Here is a 15,644-nt window from a genome sequence, read left to right as displayed (position 1 = left end):
AATTAGGACTTTTTGCGTTTAGCCCTCATTTTATAAGGCTCAGCGGCAGGGGCTCCTTCGTTGGCTTAACTATTAACACCAGGAACACTATGGAAAGCCCAAGGAAGAAGAACGCCACGTGAGGGTTAACAGGCCATATGACGGCAGCCGCCGACTCAAGAACGTACGGCATTAAGTTATACCTCCTCGCTGAGGGCCACCTCAATATAACTGGTAACATCAGGGGCGCGTGTATGAGGACAAACATGACCAGTACCCCGAGCGCCAACATGTGTATGAGCACGAGCGTGGGCACATCGAGGCCTAGGCCTCCCAGGAGGGTCGCTAAACCTGTGATTATCAGAAATGCTGCAGAGAAAATATGACCGTCGACGAAGTACAGCTCTCCAGCCCGGGCTACAGGGTTCTTGGACGCCTTAGCAATAGCTACAAACTTTCGCAGCTTGGTTAGCCCCAGGGCGGGCAGCGAGATAATATCCGTCGCGCCTGATATTATGAGGAAGGGCCTATAACCTACCTTGAGCACGCTCAGCGCCTCTGTTAATAGCAGCAGCTCCAGCAGCAGTCCCCACGCGAGGCCCTGCCTCTCTTCAAAGGTAGCGGGCAGCGAGTGATAGGTTACGGCATAAATAGCGCCAAGGCCTAGGAGGGTGAACGACGCGAGCGCCTCATGGAGAACCGACGACTTCAGCAGCGCAAGAGTAAGCCCGCTGACAAGAAACGCTGTTCCCAAGATAAGGTAAGAGAGCTTCACGTCACTTTTTAGGCCTGTTAACGCTGCGCCCCAGATGGGCGATATAGAGAAGATTGCCAGGGAGATCCCAAGGTAAAGGTAAGACTTGAGCAACAAGGTCATAATAGATGCAGCCAAAATTAGCCACTCCGCTGCTATGGAGAATAACAGCCAGGCCTGCGCTTTGGCCGACGCTCTTAGGCCTGAGACTACATAAGGGCCAGCGACGGCCGTTATGAGAAGCGGCACCACTAGGTTAAACATTATGACTCCGTGCAGTATCTTTAGGCCTACCGTAACTATATACAGCGATACTAGGAGACCTGCTATCATGATATATATTAACGCCCTTGAAGTGGCCTGCAGGGCCCTTACGAGCTTCTGATACTGCATCCCCGAGCCCTCCCAGATCTTTACTCCATCTAATGTCTTAAAGGCTGATGCTAAACCTTTAGGTAAAACCCTCGGGGAGCCCGGCCAACTTGTGAGTTGACATCTAATGGTGAGGTTCTCCATGTATCTGCTCCACCGCGTGGTTGACTACTGGCATAAGTATCTCAAGGGCTATGCCCATCGCTGAGGGGTTTCCGGGCACGACCACTACAAGAGAGCGACCCACTACGAAGGCAGATGCCCTGGTAAGTATGACTCCATAGCCCACGCTCTCGAGACTCTTGAACCTGAACAGCTCGCCAAAGCCTGGAAGCTCCTTAGATGCCAGCCCCTTAACCACGTCATAGGATATATCCCTGGGCGAGGGCCCCGTACCGCCGCTAACTAGGACGACGTCTGTGCGCGATATGGCATCAAGGACTGCAGATTTAATGATGTCAGGGTTATTTGGCACCACTACGTTATAGACTAGCTGATGACCCTCTTTTGCAAGCCTCTCCTTAACTAGCGGCGTCACCTCGTCAGCCTTCTTGCCCCTATATACGTGGTCGCTTGTTACCACAAGGCTAAAGTTCACCATGACGGCCTCCCAGCCTGGGGGTCCTTTGTTAAACTTAAAATGTTAATCTATGCACTTACAAGGGGGCTTTGAGATGATGGAAATAATCTCGCCCCCAGGGATAAGGGCGCAGGTCGGCGTCATAGGCGGCTCGGGCCTCTACGAGGCTGGGATACTAAGCAACCCAGTTGAGGTCAAGGTTAACACGCCGTACGGCGAGCCAAGCGACTATATAACTGTAGGCGAGGTGGCCGGCGTCAAGGTAGCCTTCCTGCCGAGGCACGGAAGGGGGCACAGGTACCCGCCCCACATGGTTAACTACAGGGCAAATATATGGGCCCTGAAGGCCCTTGGGGTCAAGTGGGTCATAAGCGTCTCGGCAGTGGGCAGCCTGAGGGAGGAGATGAAGCCTGGAGACATAGTGCTGCCAGAGCAGTTCATAGATATGACCAAGGACAGGAAGTACACTTTCTTCGATGGGCCCGTTACGGTTCACGTCAGCATGGCAGACCCCTTCTGCAAGCACCTGGTTGATGAGCTTTACAACAGCGCGGTCAGGCTGGGCTACAGGGTGCACAGGGGGGCCACGTATGTGTGTATAGAGGGCCCGCGCTTCTCGACTAGGGCGGAGAGCAGGGTCTGGAGGGACGTGTTTAAGGCGGACATCATAGGCATGACATTAGTGCCTGAGGTTAACTTGGCCTGCGAGGCTGAGCTATGCTACGCCACCCTTGCCACCGTAACCGATTATGATGTTTGGGCTGAGCACCCCGTGACGGCCGCCGAGGTGGCAAGGGTTATGGAGGAGAATACCGAGAAGGCCAGAAAGGTTCTGTACGACATAATACCCCGCCTCGCGGGCTCACCTGACGAGTCGCGCTGCAGCTGCTGCAGGGCGCTTCAAAATGCAATACAGTGAAATTGAGCCCCAGGTGAGGAGCTCCATAGAGGCCGCCAAGAGGCTTTTGAGGCCCAAGATTGTAGATGGAACTCTTCTGATATCATCACATAGCGCGATTCCCGCAGCAAAGTCCCTATACATTTCCATGCTCTCATCAGGCTTAGACATAACTTTAGCGGGCCCCACGGAGGCCTCGACACTCATAATGCCGTACAGGGACGTAAACGAGGTCTTAGTGTTTTCCCTGGGACCTAAGGACAGCAGGGCTGTGAGGGCCGCAGAGGAGGCGGCCCTCATGGGCATAACTACCTACTTTATAGCCCCCCAGCTAGATGACGTGTTGGAGGCCATGTTGTCTAGGCATGAGGAGATCAGCAGGATAATGCTACCCCCTCAGGCGCCGTTGTTGACTATGATAGTTGCCTCATCGCTCTGGTCCTCGGAAATGAAGGGACCAAGGGGTGACAGGTTAAAGGCCGAGGCTGCTGATGTAGGCTCCTCCTTCTCATGGGTAAGTGAAAAGTACGGGCAGCAGGCCGAGGAGGCCTCAAGGTTCCAGAGGTTCGCAGCCGTTTATGGACCCATCATGGAGCCTAGCGCTAGGTACCTGTGCAGTGTAGCTGCTGAAAGGTGCGAGGCGATGCTACTACTAGACGAGGTTACCTCGTTTAGCAGAATTACAGTCCCTGTAGTTGAGGTTATAAGCAGCGTGGAAGAGCATGACTATAAGGATGTGGAGCTTTCCATGAAACTAGCTAACCTAAAGATAGTCAAGCTCTTATTTAATGTGGACCCTGTCACGGCTAACCTTTACGCCTCAATTGTGGCAGCACTGATAGGAGGTAAGGTTATTTGACTCATGACACGAAACAGGCCATAGTGCTTAGAAGAGACCTCCAGATGGGAAAGGGCAAGGCGGCAGCCCAAGCGGCTCACGCCGCCTGCGAGGTGGTGCTCTCAATAATAAGAAGCAACAATTCTGAGTGGTCGCGTTGGCTAGACTCCTGGCTGTCACAGGGGCAGAAGAAGGTGGTGCTTAGGGTTGAAAGTGAAGGTGAGCTGAACATGATCTATGAGGAGGCTAGGGCAGCCGGCCTACCGGCGTCCATGATAGAGGACGCGGGCCTCACTCAGCTGCCCCCTGGAACTAAAACAGCCGTGGCCATAGGTCCTGCGCCGGCTGAGCTAGTTGACAAGATAACGGGAAAGCTTAAGCTGTACTGACTCTAAGCCACATAGGCATAAACGGCTTGAAGGCTTCCATAAAAAGATCGGGAGCGCTGTGGAATCCGTTCCCTGGCTTAGGATAACTTTGCTTGTAGACCAACAGGCGAGGCCGCCCTACGTCGCCGAGTACGGGCTCTCCCTGCTTCTTGAGACTGAGGAGTGGAAAGGGATCTTCGACGCTGGGCAGAGCCCCCAGACGCTTCGCAGGAACTCGGAGCTCGTAGGCATAGGGAATAAGTCTTTAGACTTTGCAGTCATATCTCACGAGCACATGGACCACGTAGGAGGGCTTTCATCGCTCAAGCAGCTACTTAAGGACGACGCTCCAGTATACATGCCGGCCGGCGTCAACTGGAGACTGCTTAAGAGCGCTGAGGACCTAGGGCTCAATGTAAAGAGACTGATGACTGGAACTCGGGTGACCAAGGCAGCCTTTATAACGTCGCAGCAATATGGTCCTCCCTATGAGCAGTCTCTAGTAATAAATCTTGACGGTAACAATGCAGTAAGCTTCTTGGGATGCTCCCATCCTGGGCCATCACGTATGGTGAGCAAGGTCTCGTACGACCTCTCTTTGACCCCCTACGCCGTGGTAGGGGGCCTTCACCTGGCCTGGGCGCCTTCGGATAAGGTAAGGCTGGAGGCCGAGGCGCTGAAGGCGCTGGGGGTTAAGGTTATCGTTCCACTTCACTGCAGCGGCGACCTAGTTAAGTCAGAATCCTCAAGGCTGGGCATGAAGGTTCTGCAGGCGTCCGTTGGCGACAAGATAGTTTTGCCTCTAGGTCTATAACTTGTGGCGGCCCGAGGCTCTCATGCAAACAAAATGCTCCTCGTCTTCAAATTGAGGCGCGGGATCTATTTAAGACGTGACCGCTATGCTTTCGCTTTCCTTTTTACGTACAATGACCACAGGGCTCGAGGCTGGGAACTGGGTCCTGTCAGCATAGTTATAGGTATAGTACTCGGGCTTTAGCCTTTCAACTATGACTTCAAATGCCTTCTCAGGCTTTGTGTGCTCGCCGCATGTGTATGCGTCAACAGTGGCGTAGCGGTACTCCGTCCAGGTGTGCACCACAATGTGGCTTTCGTTCACGAGCGCTATTACAGAGACTCCGCCCTTGTGGCCGCCTATCTTCCAGCTCATGATCTCTATTAGGGTGGCGTTGGCAGCCTTGACAGCGTCAAGCACGGCCTGGCGTACTAGATTTTCGTCCTCTGCTATCTCAGGTGGTATACCATATAGACTTCCAAAAACATGTTTACCTACTATATAATCCCTTGAGACCTCCGTACTGGGGCTACTTGACACTTTTCAGTTCATGCCCTCCTTAGGGCCTGGTACCTTTTAATCAAGTGTGCCTAATAAGCTATTCTGCGGGAGGAGAAGGGTAACAAACGTGGATTTAGGCTATTAAAAATACCATTCTTAATTTTACATATAATTTTTTGTCATTTTAGAAATTTAAAACCTTTCATATAATATATTAAGCAACCCTTTTTAATTCCAGCTTAACCTTATAAACTTTTTTTGGGCTTGAGGCATGTCAGCAGAAAATGATGATGAGGAGCTGAGGAGAATTCTCCAGAAGAAGAAAGAGGAGCTCCTTGCTAAGCTTTCCTCCCAGAGCGCCGAGGGCGATTCCAGCGGCGGCAACGGCGGCCAGGAGCCCCGTGTGGCGGAACTTAACGACTCATCGTTTGACGAGTTCATAGCCTCCCACAAGGCAGTAGTGGTCGACTTCTGGGCCCCGTGGTGTGCGCCGTGCTTTCTAGTGTCGCCTATAATAGATGACCTGGCCCTTCAGCATAAGAGGATAGCTTTTGCCAGAGTTAACGCCGATGCAAGCCCTGAGACAGCCTCTAAGTACTACGTGATGAGCCTGCCAACAATAATGTTCTTCCTTGATGGCCAGGAGGTCGATAGAGTTGTTGGCGCAGTCCCTGAGGAGGTGTTGGAGGAGAGGGTACAATGGCTAGAGTCAAAGCTCTGACGCTAGGGATAGACTCACTCACATACAAGTACTTCATGAAGTGCAACGCCAGGAACCTCCTGACGCTGCTGGACACGACATTCAGAGGCGTCACGGAGAACACCACCGTCCAGAACCCTCCATCAGCGTGGCTGACGGTCCTTACCGGTAAAGAGACGCGCGTGCAGGGCTTCCTTACCTCTGTGCCAGAGGTGCCCCTGATTGCAGAGACCAGCGCAACAGTAATCAACATACCTTTAACAAACCCCACCTACGGGAAGCCCAGCTTTCCAATGGACGTCACGGTGAGCGCAGAGGAGGAGATAAATGCTGTGCGTGACGCAATACTGGAGGCCTTGGAGTCAGGCCCAGTAATAGCTGCTATAACGGCATTGGAGAGGATCTCCAAGTCGGACGTGTGCTCATTATATGCAGCCATAGACGCAGCAGTAAGGAAGGTCGTGCTGGAGGCTGACGAGTTCATACTGTTCTCTCCCTATGGCCCTAAGTCCCAGGACGGGTATGATCCATACGGCGTTTACCTTGCCAGCAGGCCAAGGCCTAACGAGCATGAGACGGTAAAGCTATGGGAGATAGGCCAGGTATTCAGGTCTATGGTCAGGGGCTCGGCCTCGTATTTTTAGCGGCCAATAAAAAGAAAAAGGGTCAGATTAAAAGGGTCCCTTTTAGCCGAAAGTACCTAGTTCATACCGACTTCCTTCCTATTAATATACCTGCCAGCAGCGCTGCCATGACAACGCTCACTATTACATAGTATTCTGTCGGCGCAGAGGAGGCTGCGGCCTTTGTTGCAGTGGTCTGGGCTGCCTTGAGGACACCCATGAGATTAAGCATGTTAACCTTGGCGGCCTCCTGCACGTTTGTCGAGCCTGACAGCAGAGCAGCTGCCGAGGGCTCCACCCCTTTAACGCTCTCCGTATTACTCGCCATTGTTGACAGCGCCGAGATCTCTTCAGCCGAGTGCGACTCCACGTAGGCTAATAGGCCTTCGCCGTCGGCGGGTGCGGCAAACGGCGCAACACTTATGTTATAGCTGATGGGGTACAGGTTCACCGCATTGGCGCCTTCGCCGCTAACCACCAGGGTCCACGGACCCGCCAGGCTGTAAAGCCCTTCGCCTACATAGGGCGACAAGAGGTACGAGGTGTAGACCGATGGAACATATACCTTTCCGACCCACATTCCTAAGGAGCTGTCGTACTGCAGCGGTATGCCGACCTCAAACCCCAGTAGCATTACGTTATAGAGGTCCTGGGTAGGCACAAGGGTGGCAAGGAAGGTCCCCTGGGTCACTGGAGTTCCGTTGGGGTAATCTATGGAGGCGTAGACGTTCAGCCACACGCCCTCTATAGAATATGCAGCCGTAATTATATCTCCGCTAAGCTGCGTGGGGGCTACGTAGAAGGACTGGTTGAAGTAGCCAAAGAGCGGCCCAGTGCTCGTGTTCTCCTCGCTGACGAAGACGGCGTTGTACCATCCTGGAGGCATGTTGCTCGGTACAACGAAGTACCCTATCTGGTAGTAGAGCAGCGGCGAAGGCGCCGGCTGCAGGGGTACCTGGGCGACGAGGGTCCCATTGAGGTTATATATGTCCACAAACACGTTGCTGGTGAAGTAACCAAACCCGAACGGGTCAGAGACCATGGCTAGGAATATCAGTGCCTGGCCTGGCGAGACGCTGGGGGTGCCGTCGTTGAGAGGAGTAATGACATATGCGTATATGATCTGCTCTCCAAAGTAGACGTACTCATAGGCGTCACCGTCCACAGCCCCATTAGCAGCCGTAGTGTAGATGTACATTATGTAAGCGCCCTGCGGCTCCGGGTAGGGCAGTAATGCTATGCCCTCGTAGAGGCCTGGGTACTCAGTCACGTTAACTGGCAGCAGGGTAGCGTTGAAGTAATTGATACCGTTGTGATAGAAGGCAGCTGTAATCGAGGGCGAAGTGACCGGAGTCCCGTTGGGATAAGTTGCGTAGACCTCCACCTGGAACGGCTCATTAACCGGTATGGCAGGCGCGTATGGGTAGGGGACGGGCTCTATGATTGTTATGCCAGTGCCTATGTAGACGTCGGTGGCGCCAGCGCCACTAACGCCTGCAGAGGTGCCGTTAACGAGCACAGTCCACACGTTGGGCGGCAGTCCAGGCTTGACATAAACTTCCCCTACCCAGTAGGTGCCGTTAAACTGAAGCGGAACCTCCTCGCCAAGCCCCTCCGTAGTGAAGACGTACGCGTTGAACTTGCCGCTTGTCACGGGCGTCCCGTTAGGGTAGTATATTGCTGCCACCACCTCGAACGTAGAGTTATAGAAGTACCATGAGTACTCAGCCCCAGGCTCATAGGTTGTCACCGCCACCTTGAGCGACGGGAAGTGGGTCAGCTCATACTTAATTGCGTAAGCCAGGAGGCCGGCGTTTGGGGAGCCGAGCCCTGTGACCAGGTTATAGCCAGCGTGCGCCAGGTATTTGCCGTTGTAGCCGAAGGTTATCTGGTGGAAGGCCATATCATACAGGGTCTTGTTCTTATAAATGGTGTAAAGCAGTGGGTTAATGAGGCCTAGCTTCATTCCTAGGTAGCCATCTATATCAGCAGTTATGCCGGCCCAGAGTGGCGAGGCCAGGCTGGTGCCTCCGATAACTATCATCTGCCCAGTTGCTACCTCCACGAAGCCCGTGTATGGGTTAGCGTCAGCGGCCACGTCAGGCGTCGTCCTGAACGAGCCGTTAACGACGCCGTACTGATACCAGGGCTTGGGGAACAGGCTTGAGAACCCTCCGGTTGAGGCCACCTCGCTGAAGCCGTAGCGCGGGCTCACCGACCATGCGGTCTCGTAGCCGTAAGTGCCCGTCGAGTTAAGGAACTCTATGGAACCCGATGTGACGTTGACGTAGAGGCTGGTGCCCCCCACTGCGGTTACAAACGGCGATGAGGACGGGAACAGCACGGCCCCATAGGTTGTCGGGGTGGCGTCGAAGGCGCCCTCGTCGCCTGAGGAGGCGAAGAAGCTTATGCCCTCAGCGGCGCCAAGGGCGAAGTAGTAGTCTGCGAACGGGTAGTTCAGTATGAAGGCCGGGTAGGTGGTGTAGACCCCTGACTCCGCGAAGAGGTTCTCAGGCGCCCCCCAGCTCATGGAGACCACGTCGGCCAGGTCGGTGCTTACGACATAGTCTATGGCCTCAAAGAGAGCGTTTCCGTTGTTAGATGCGATGACCAGGTATATGTGGGCGAAGGGGGCCATGCTCTGCGCCGCCTCGACATCTAAGGCAGTCTCTATGTACCAGCCCGTTAGTAGGCCAAGCGACGGGTGGTAGGGGCCTATGGGTATAACCGTCAGGTTGGCCGGCGGCAGGTTAAACAGCTGGTCGAACTCCGCTACGTCCTGGTAAATCAGGGGGTCGCCGTAAGCGTCTATTATGGCGATTGACGCGTTCTGGCTATAGGGGATTAAATTCGTCACGTTGTACGCGCCTTCAAAGTCGGCCGGCGTGTAGTAGGTGTATGACGACGCTACCTGCAGAGGAGCTGGCAGGCTTGAGTTTGCAGGTATGAATGTGTAGTGGCTTATCCTGCCGGCGACTATGTATTGCGGCTTGAAGGTGGTCCTGTTGGTGAGGCCCAGTATCAGGGTTCCCTGAAGAGCCTCTGGTATCCTGGGCATGCCCACGGGCGCATAGTAAACCTCCCCGTTAGGCCCCTGGTAGAGGTCAAGTTGAACTCCAAATACCTTTTCAACAACGGAGACAGGCGCCTGGACCATCAAGGAGAGCCTGTCAGGGCTTACGTAGGTCACTACGAAACCGTTCTCCTCAAGGAAGTTTTCAATGCTATTAAACTCCTGCTGTGAGGGCGCAAAGAGCTGGAACACCTCGCCCCTCGACAGCGGCTTGGCCTGGTGCTCAGCGACCTCCTGGGCTATTAGCATCAGTTCGTTGAGGTTTCTCGGCGGTATGAGAATAGAGAGGCTCACTAAATAATTGGGGCTGAGCGGTCCTATTACACTGCCGTTGAGCTGAGGTCCATAGTAGTTTGCGCTAGGTTCAAGGGCCTTAGCTGAAGGTACCCAGGACACTGCTGATGTAAACGAGATTAGCATTAGTAGGAGTATAGTTAAGCCAACTAGCTTCCCTCCTTTCATAAGGCTACACCCTTTTAGGTGTCTGGTATCAGAGGTACATGCTGTAGTATTTAAGATTATGTTAAAATAGTGTTTCTCAGAAATAAATAGACTGCGACCGCTATAGATTTCGTTGTTAACGCGCTGAAGGCTTCGTCAGAAGCGCTTGGGAATGGTCAAGGCATTGTGCGAGGTCGTATTTCGCGTCTAGTCAGTTAGAATTTATTGGCAGAGGCTGGGCACGCTACAGCGGCGGGAGAGAGAATAAGTTGGTCAGGAGCTTAAACATGCTTACTGTAAAAAAGAAGTACTTAAAGCTCATACTTAGTGGAAGGAAGACCAGTACCATAAGGCTTGGTAACCTTCAGGTGAGGGGCAGGTACCTTAAGGTCGTCACCTCGGGCAGGCCTGTAGCAGTGGTCCGCGTGGAGGAGGTTATACATAAGAAGGTAAAGGACCTGACCGATGAAGATGCGGAGCTCGACGGGTTTAGCGGCCTGGCGGAGCTCTTTAGGGAGCTTAGGTCAATATATGGAGACTTCATGCTTGATGATGATATAACTATCATAAGGTTCTCCCTTGTAAGGACCATAGAGGGCTCCGAAGCTGGTAGGAGCCGTGAAACGCTCGGGAATAGGGCACCTGCGCACGGCGTTGATGTAAGCAGGGCAGGCTCGCAAAGTAGAATTAAAAGGGCCGAGAGACGATAAAGATGTAATAGGTGGTGTTCGATGGCGACGCCAAGGGTCAGGACGTACATACCAGGCCTTGATGAGATACTTTATGGGGGCATACCCGAGAGGAATGTCGTCATGGTATCTGGAGGCCCTGGCACTGGCAAGTCCATAATGGCCCAGCAGTTTATATACAACGGCCTTATCAGGGGGGAGCCTGGAGTTTATGTGGCCCTTGAGGAGCATCCAAGCTCCGTCAGGAGGAGCTTCAGGCACTTTAACTGGAACATAGATGAGTATGAGAGGAAGGGGACCTTTGCCATAGTAGACGCCTTCACCACGGGCATAGGGTCAGCGGCGCAGAGGGAAAGGTACATAGTAAAGGACCTTGACAATGTTTCGGAGCTCGTGGACGTTGTCAGGCAGGCCATTAAGGACACCAAGGCCAAGAGGGTCGTGATAGACTCTGTGAGTACCCTGTACCTCTCCAAGCCAGCCGTTGCCAGGAACATAGTAATGATATTGAAGAGGGTCGTCTCCGGCCTGGGCTGCACGGCATTCTTCGTGAGCCAGGTCTCTGTAGGTGAGAGGGGCTTCGGAGGCCCTGGCGTTGAACACGCGGTTGACGGTATAATAAGGCTGGACCTGGATGAGATAGAGGGCAAGCTTTACCGTTCAATAATAGTTTGGAAGATGAGGGACTCCAAGATATCCATGGTAAGGCACCCTATGGAGATAACGGATGAGGGCATAGTAGTCATGTGGGACAAGTACCTTAAGGTCGCGCCTAACTCAATATCTATAGTTGCGCTCCCAAAGGAGGAGGTCGAGGAGATGAAGAGGTCCCTCTCGGAGAGCTCCGGGAGCGCAAGCAATAAGGAAGAGTATGAGGAGTAAACAAAAGTAATCCTCAGCAAGGGTGAACGGTCTTCACAGCCCAGGGCTCAGCTTACCGTCGTGTCATCACAGTTTCCGAGATTCTACCTTAATGGGGACATTTAATAAGCTTAAAGCTCAGCTGTTGGCCTTTAAGGCGCTTAAGGTCACGTTCTCGCCATTTTCGTCAAAGAGCTTTATCTTCTGGGTTCTTATGAGCAGGTTCTTCTCGGATCCGGGTTCTATGTAGCCGCCCATGTTAACCATGAGTTCTATGGAATCGTCATCTACAGGCGAGACCACGGTCCTGAAGACGCCGGCCACGTAACTTGACACTTTGACTTTGACTTTCCCAGCAAACGTCATTCCAGGCGCGTCTGTGCTGTCACTAAGCATTACATCCTCAGGCCTTATGCCAAGCCTATACTTGCCCTCAAGCTTGGGGTTAGGTGAGGGCACCTTGACCGAGCTGGATAAGTAGATGAAGCCGCCGGAGACCGAGACGTTCACTATGTTTATGTCGCCTCAATGACTGTTATTTTAATTACAATAAAGCTAAACTAGCTTCATGTTAACCCTCAGGCTAAACCCTATCCTTAAGGTAACCTTCTGTTGAGCGGCAGGACCTCACGCGTTAACGGGCTGAAGGCTCATATCGTCTTCGTAGCTTATAGCGCACAGGAACACGGCCTCCTCATCAGATGGGTTTTCTATGCTGTGGGGTTCGTAGGGGCCTGTGTAGAAGAAGTCGCCTGCCTTCAGCATCTTAGTGAGACCATTTATAGTAACTTTGAGGGTTCCCTTAATTATATACACCGCCTCCACGTACTTGTGCTTATGATAAGGCATGACTCCGTGCGGCTTCACCACAAACCTCCTCAAGGCTATCTTATCGGAGCCGTCAGCCTTGCTGACGAGCCACTGCACGGTAACGCCCCTGGTGCCTGGCAGGAGCGCGGAGACGTCCTGCGGGGGCACGTCTGCATAGTTGCCGAACTTCATGCTACCCCAGGCACGTAGGGCTGCGGCCCGCGCAAATAAGCTTAAGCTCGTGCCTTGCAAGAGTCTTCGTAACCCTAAGTGTGGCCAACGCTGGTCGCGGGGGGATTTTGCTTAACATGATAGCTGTCAGGCCCGCGCACCGGTCGCTCCACAGGTCGGTCGATCAGTCCTAGCAGCGGTGCACATTTGCAGGACGCCCGCGGCCTTGCCCCTCCAGCGCAGCCCCAAGGTCAGCCATCGGCGGCGCGCCCTCAAGCTGGGGCGACCGGCCCCATTGGTTAACCGCCCTGTCAAGCAGGCGAGGTTAACTCCAGTTAAACCAAGTGCAGCGGATGAGGGGGGTGGAGTTAAGTGCGCGTTAACTCTAAATTAAAAATGCTAGCAAAAAGTTAACCTAGCTGATGGATCCCCTCTTGCCCCAAGGAGGCCGAAGGCCCCTCAAGCGACCCCGTGCGGCGTTGGCTCCCGAAGGTAACACCGGCGCCTTGAGCGAGGGGGCCCTCCCAGCGGCGCTATACAGCTCAAAGGACGGCACTTCATGAAGGGTCCGCTAGGCCGGTGTTACCTGCCGGCTGCTGGGGTTCCGGGGGGGTCCACAGGTAACACCCGCCTTAGGCGTCGCCTGCCCTCCGGGGCTCTAACAGTAGCTGAAAGCCCTGCAACTGTGCACTAACTTTCTAAATATTTTTTAGAGTAAAATGGCGGTTTACGGGCCTTTGCAGGCAGGCTGTACTGGCCTCTAAGCTCCCTGGTAAGTTTATCGATAGGCGGGCCGGTTGCGCTCAGCAGCGGCTATGAATATTGTAAGTCGTCGTACCGCGGCAGGCCTTTAAGGCCTGGAAGGCGGTAGCCCAAGCTGAGTAACCCTTATAAGTGGGTAGCCTCACACGCGAGAGAAGGCATTTTGGCGCGGAAACTGGGAGGCCCAGGTTTCGGGCCATCGGACTCTTCCAGGTCAGGCTCGTCTGGCCTCGCTCCACTGTCCATAACTCGGTACGATCCTAACAAGGGCCAGGTGGAGCTCACGGCTGGCTTCCCCGAAGAGAAGTTCCTTTGGAACCCTGACATACACCCGGTGCCTATATCTAGGAGAACGTGGGGGGCGCTGACTTACTTCCTGATATGGGTGTCAATGGCCTTCATAGTGCCTTCATGGACTTTAGCCAGCATAGGACTGCTCCTGGGCCTGACGCCGCTTCAAGCCATATTCACGGTGTTCCTAGGGAACCTAATAGTGGTCATTCCTATGATAATACAGTCCCACGGAGGGGCAAGGTATGGCATAGCTGAGCCGCAGCTCACAAGGACCAGGTGGGGAACCTACGGCGCTATGTTCCCAAGCTGGGTGAGGGCCGTGATAGGGGCAGGGTGGTGGGGTATAGAGAGCTACATAATAGCAGAGGCGGCCACGGCGCTTTACGCCATGTACACGGGCAAGACCTCGACGATAGCCTACACCGTGGCCCACTTCCAGAACTACCCGTTCGTGCTGGCAAAGGACTTCCCAGGCATATTCTGGGCCACGTTTGTGATCGTTATAGCGGCGCAGATGCTCGTCTTCTACCTGTCGCCCATAGTGAAGTCGCAGCCTGCCCTCAGGTGGCTCGCGAGGGTAGGAGGGCCCATAGTTATGATCGCCTTCGTGAGCCTATGGGTTTACTTCATGAGCGCGGCCAGGTGGTCAGTCAACCTGTCAGCTATATCGGGTCAGGGCCACTTCACCTGGCTGGGCTTCCTGGCGTTCCTTAACGCTAACATAGCCTTCTGGGCGACCATGGCGCTTACGATGCCGGACTACACCAGGTTTGCAAGGTCGCAGAGCTCCCAGGCCTATGGGCAGCTGACCATGCCGTTACTAATGCTTGCAGTGGCGGCCTTCTCCGTGATGACAACCGCGGCGGCCTACGAGCTCTATGGCAAGGTAATATGGGATCCCATAGTCCTAACGGCCCTCTACATGGCGAGACCCCTTGGCTACTTCGTCCTAATATCCATAATGTTGGCCACATTCTTGGTTAACGCCTTTGCCAACGCCGTCGGGCCCGCGTATGACATAGCCAACACGTTCCCAAAGCACATGAGCTGGTTTAAGGGGTCCCTGGCGCTTATCGCGATAGCGGTTGGCATAGGCGCGTGGAGCTATTACGGCAACGCTTACAGTTACATAACTAACTGGCTGCTGACGTACGGCGGCCTCCTCGGAGGCATAGAGGGCGTGATAATATTTGACTATGCCGTGATAAGGAGGTTTAAGCTTGACCTGGCCGACGTGTTCACGAGCGACGGAATTTATAGGTACTGGCACGGCATAAACCCAGCGGCTGTCATCACCTTCCTGATAGTGACAGTGCTCATATATGCCCCTCTGCCTTACCACCAGGTCCTCTTCAACAGCTCATGGCTGCTCTCCTTCACGGTCTCAGGGCTGATATACCTGCCGCTCATGAAGTACTGGGTCATTCCAAAGTATCAGCCGCAGCTCAGCGGCGGCCTGCTAAGGGGCTACCTGAGCCCATACACTAGGAGGATATTCATGGTGGAGGGCAACTGACCTTTTGTGAAGATAACAAAAATGATGTTATGGCTTGATTCTACTGGTTTTACTGAAAAGCGTGTTAAGGGCTCAGGCCCGCGCTAGCGCGAGCGTGGCCAGGGTGTCAGAGGGAGAGCCGGCTACAGAGGAGTGGTACTCGCTCAGCATCAACATGCACAGGTTCTACGGCGGCAAGATAGAGGTCCTGCCGAAGGTGCCGGTGAGGGGCCTCAAGGACCTCGCGGTCTGGTACACTCCAGGAGTCGCCGCCGTGAGCAGGCTCATAAGCTCTAACCCTGACCTCTCCTTCGAGCTCACCTCCAGGTGGAACACCATAGCCGTCGTAAGCGACGGCACCAGGGTGCTGGGCCTCGGCAAGGTCGGCCCGGAGGCGGCCTACCCGGTCATGGAGGGCAAGGCGCTCCTCTTCAAGTACCTCGGGGGAGTCGACGCGGTGCCCATAGTGCACAGGTTCTCAAAGGCTGATGACTTCGTGAGGTTCCTAGAGGCCATAGAGCCCTCCTTCGGCGGCATAAACCTTGAGGACATAGAGAAGCCCAAGTGCTTCACCATACTCGACGAGGCCAGGTCTAAGCTCCAGATACCTGTCTGGCACGACGACCAGCAGGGCACCGCCAC

At 54.1% G+C, this 15,644-nt stretch carries 15 protein-coding genes and 1 pseudogene; 10 read left to right on the top strand and 6 right to left on the bottom strand.

The window, feature by feature from the left end:
- Nucleotides 1–25: 25 nt before the first annotated feature.
- Together ACP5H1_RS00080 and ACP5H1_RS00075 are read right to left on the bottom strand one after the other, a co-directional pair.
- A complete protein-coding gene (locus ACP5H1_RS00080; protein ID WP_427970428.1) occupies nucleotides 26–1,126 on the bottom strand; it encodes a hypothetical protein in 1,101 nt (366 codons plus the stop codon).
- 103 nt (nucleotides 1,127–1,229) lie between these two features.
- On the bottom strand, nucleotides 1,230–1,706 hold the full coding sequence (locus ACP5H1_RS00075) for a MogA/MoaB family molybdenum cofactor biosynthesis protein (RefSeq protein WP_427970426.1): 477 nt from the start codon (nucleotides 1,704–1,706) through the stop codon (nucleotides 1,230–1,232).
- Between the two features lie 73 nt (nucleotides 1,707–1,779).
- Here ACP5H1_RS00075 and ACP5H1_RS00070 point away from each other — a divergent pair, with 73 nt between their 5' ends.
- From ACP5H1_RS00070 to ACP5H1_RS00055, 4 genes are read left to right on the top strand one after another with little or no spacing between them, the layout of a single operon-like run.
- Nucleotides 1,780–2,604, top strand: coding sequence for an S-methyl-5'-thioadenosine phosphorylase (locus ACP5H1_RS00070; protein WP_427970424.1), 825 nt, complete (start codon nucleotides 1,780–1,782; stop codon nucleotides 2,602–2,604).
- Nucleotides 2,591–3,442 (top strand): hypothetical protein, encoded by an 852-nt coding sequence (locus tag ACP5H1_RS00065; RefSeq protein WP_427970422.1) that lies wholly within the window; start codon nucleotides 2,591–2,593, stop codon nucleotides 3,440–3,442. Before ACP5H1_RS00070 ends, ACP5H1_RS00065 begins: the two co-directional genes overlap by 14 nt.
- A 44-nt stretch (nucleotides 3,443–3,486) precedes the next feature.
- Complete coding sequence (gene pth2 / locus ACP5H1_RS00060; protein WP_427970738.1) at nucleotides 3,487–3,810, top strand: peptidyl-tRNA hydrolase Pth2; 324 nt, start codon at nucleotides 3,487–3,489, stop codon at nucleotides 3,808–3,810.
- Nucleotides 3,811–3,868: 58 nt separating this feature from the next.
- Entirely contained in the window at nucleotides 3,869–4,603 is a 735-nt protein-coding gene (locus tag ACP5H1_RS00055) for an MBL fold metallo-hydrolase (protein WP_427970421.1), read from the top strand.
- Nucleotides 4,604–4,672: 69 nt separating this feature from the next.
- On the opposite strand, the gene speD is transcribed toward ACP5H1_RS00055, so the two are convergent.
- Complete coding sequence (gene speD / locus ACP5H1_RS00050) at nucleotides 4,673–5,122, bottom strand: adenosylmethionine decarboxylase (RefSeq protein ID WP_427970419.1); 450 nt, start codon at nucleotides 5,120–5,122, stop codon at nucleotides 4,673–4,675.
- Between the two features lie 232 nt (nucleotides 5,123–5,354).
- Between speD and trxA the strand changes: the two genes are divergently transcribed.
- Together trxA and ACP5H1_RS00040 are read left to right on the top strand one after the other, a co-directional pair.
- On the top strand, nucleotides 5,355–5,804 hold the full coding sequence (trxA, locus tag ACP5H1_RS00045; RefSeq protein ID WP_427970417.1) for a thioredoxin: 450 nt from the start codon (nucleotides 5,355–5,357) through the stop codon (nucleotides 5,802–5,804).
- Nucleotides 5,783–6,427, top strand: coding sequence for a hypothetical protein (locus ACP5H1_RS00040; protein WP_427970415.1), 645 nt, complete (start codon nucleotides 5,783–5,785; stop codon nucleotides 6,425–6,427). The genes trxA and ACP5H1_RS00040 overlap by 22 nt, the downstream gene beginning before the upstream one ends.
- Nucleotides 6,428–6,488: 61 nt before the next feature.
- Here ACP5H1_RS00040 and ACP5H1_RS00035 read toward each other — a convergent pair whose 3' ends face one another.
- Nucleotides 6,489–9,941, bottom strand: a complete 3,453-nt coding sequence (locus ACP5H1_RS00035; protein ID WP_427970413.1) for a S53 family peptidase — start codon at nucleotides 9,939–9,941, stop codon at nucleotides 6,489–6,491.
- Between the two features lie 266 nt (nucleotides 9,942–10,207).
- On the opposite strand from ACP5H1_RS00035, the gene ACP5H1_RS00030 reads away from it, so the two are divergent.
- Entirely contained in the window at nucleotides 10,208–10,630 is a 423-nt protein-coding gene (locus ACP5H1_RS00030; RefSeq protein WP_427970411.1) for an ASCH domain-containing protein, read from the top strand.
- Nucleotides 10,631–10,651: 21 nt separating this feature from the next.
- Nucleotides 10,652–11,491: a KaiC domain-containing protein gene (locus ACP5H1_RS00025; protein ID WP_427970409.1), complete on the top strand. Its 840-nt coding sequence runs from the start codon at nucleotides 10,652–10,654 to the stop codon at nucleotides 11,489–11,491.
- 117 nt (nucleotides 11,492–11,608) lie between these two features.
- On the opposite strand, the gene ACP5H1_RS00020 is transcribed toward ACP5H1_RS00025, so the two are convergent.
- A complete protein-coding gene (locus ACP5H1_RS00020) occupies nucleotides 11,609–11,980 on the bottom strand; it encodes a hypothetical protein (RefSeq protein ID WP_427970407.1) in 372 nt (123 codons plus the stop codon).
- 117 nt (nucleotides 11,981–12,097) lie between these two features.
- A complete protein-coding gene (locus ACP5H1_RS00015; RefSeq protein WP_427970405.1) occupies nucleotides 12,098–12,472 on the bottom strand; it encodes a cupin domain-containing protein in 375 nt (124 codons plus the stop codon).
- 1,015 nt (nucleotides 12,473–13,487) lie between these two features.
- Between ACP5H1_RS00015 and ACP5H1_RS00010 the strand changes: the two genes are divergently transcribed.
- A complete protein-coding gene (locus ACP5H1_RS00010; protein WP_427970403.1) occupies nucleotides 13,488–15,023 on the top strand; it encodes a cytosine permease in 1,536 nt (511 codons plus the stop codon).
- A 154-nt stretch (nucleotides 15,024–15,177) separates the two neighbouring features.
- Nucleotides 15,178–15,644, top strand: a pseudogene (locus ACP5H1_RS00005) (malate dehydrogenase); the annotation flags it as partial.

The organism is Acidilobus sp., assembly GCF_049973875.1.
Lineage (GTDB): Archaea > Thermoproteota > Thermoprotei_A > Sulfolobales > Acidilobaceae > Acidilobus.
Note: the sequence above shows the minus strand (reverse complement) of the source record. Positions and strands in the feature narration are given on the sequence as shown.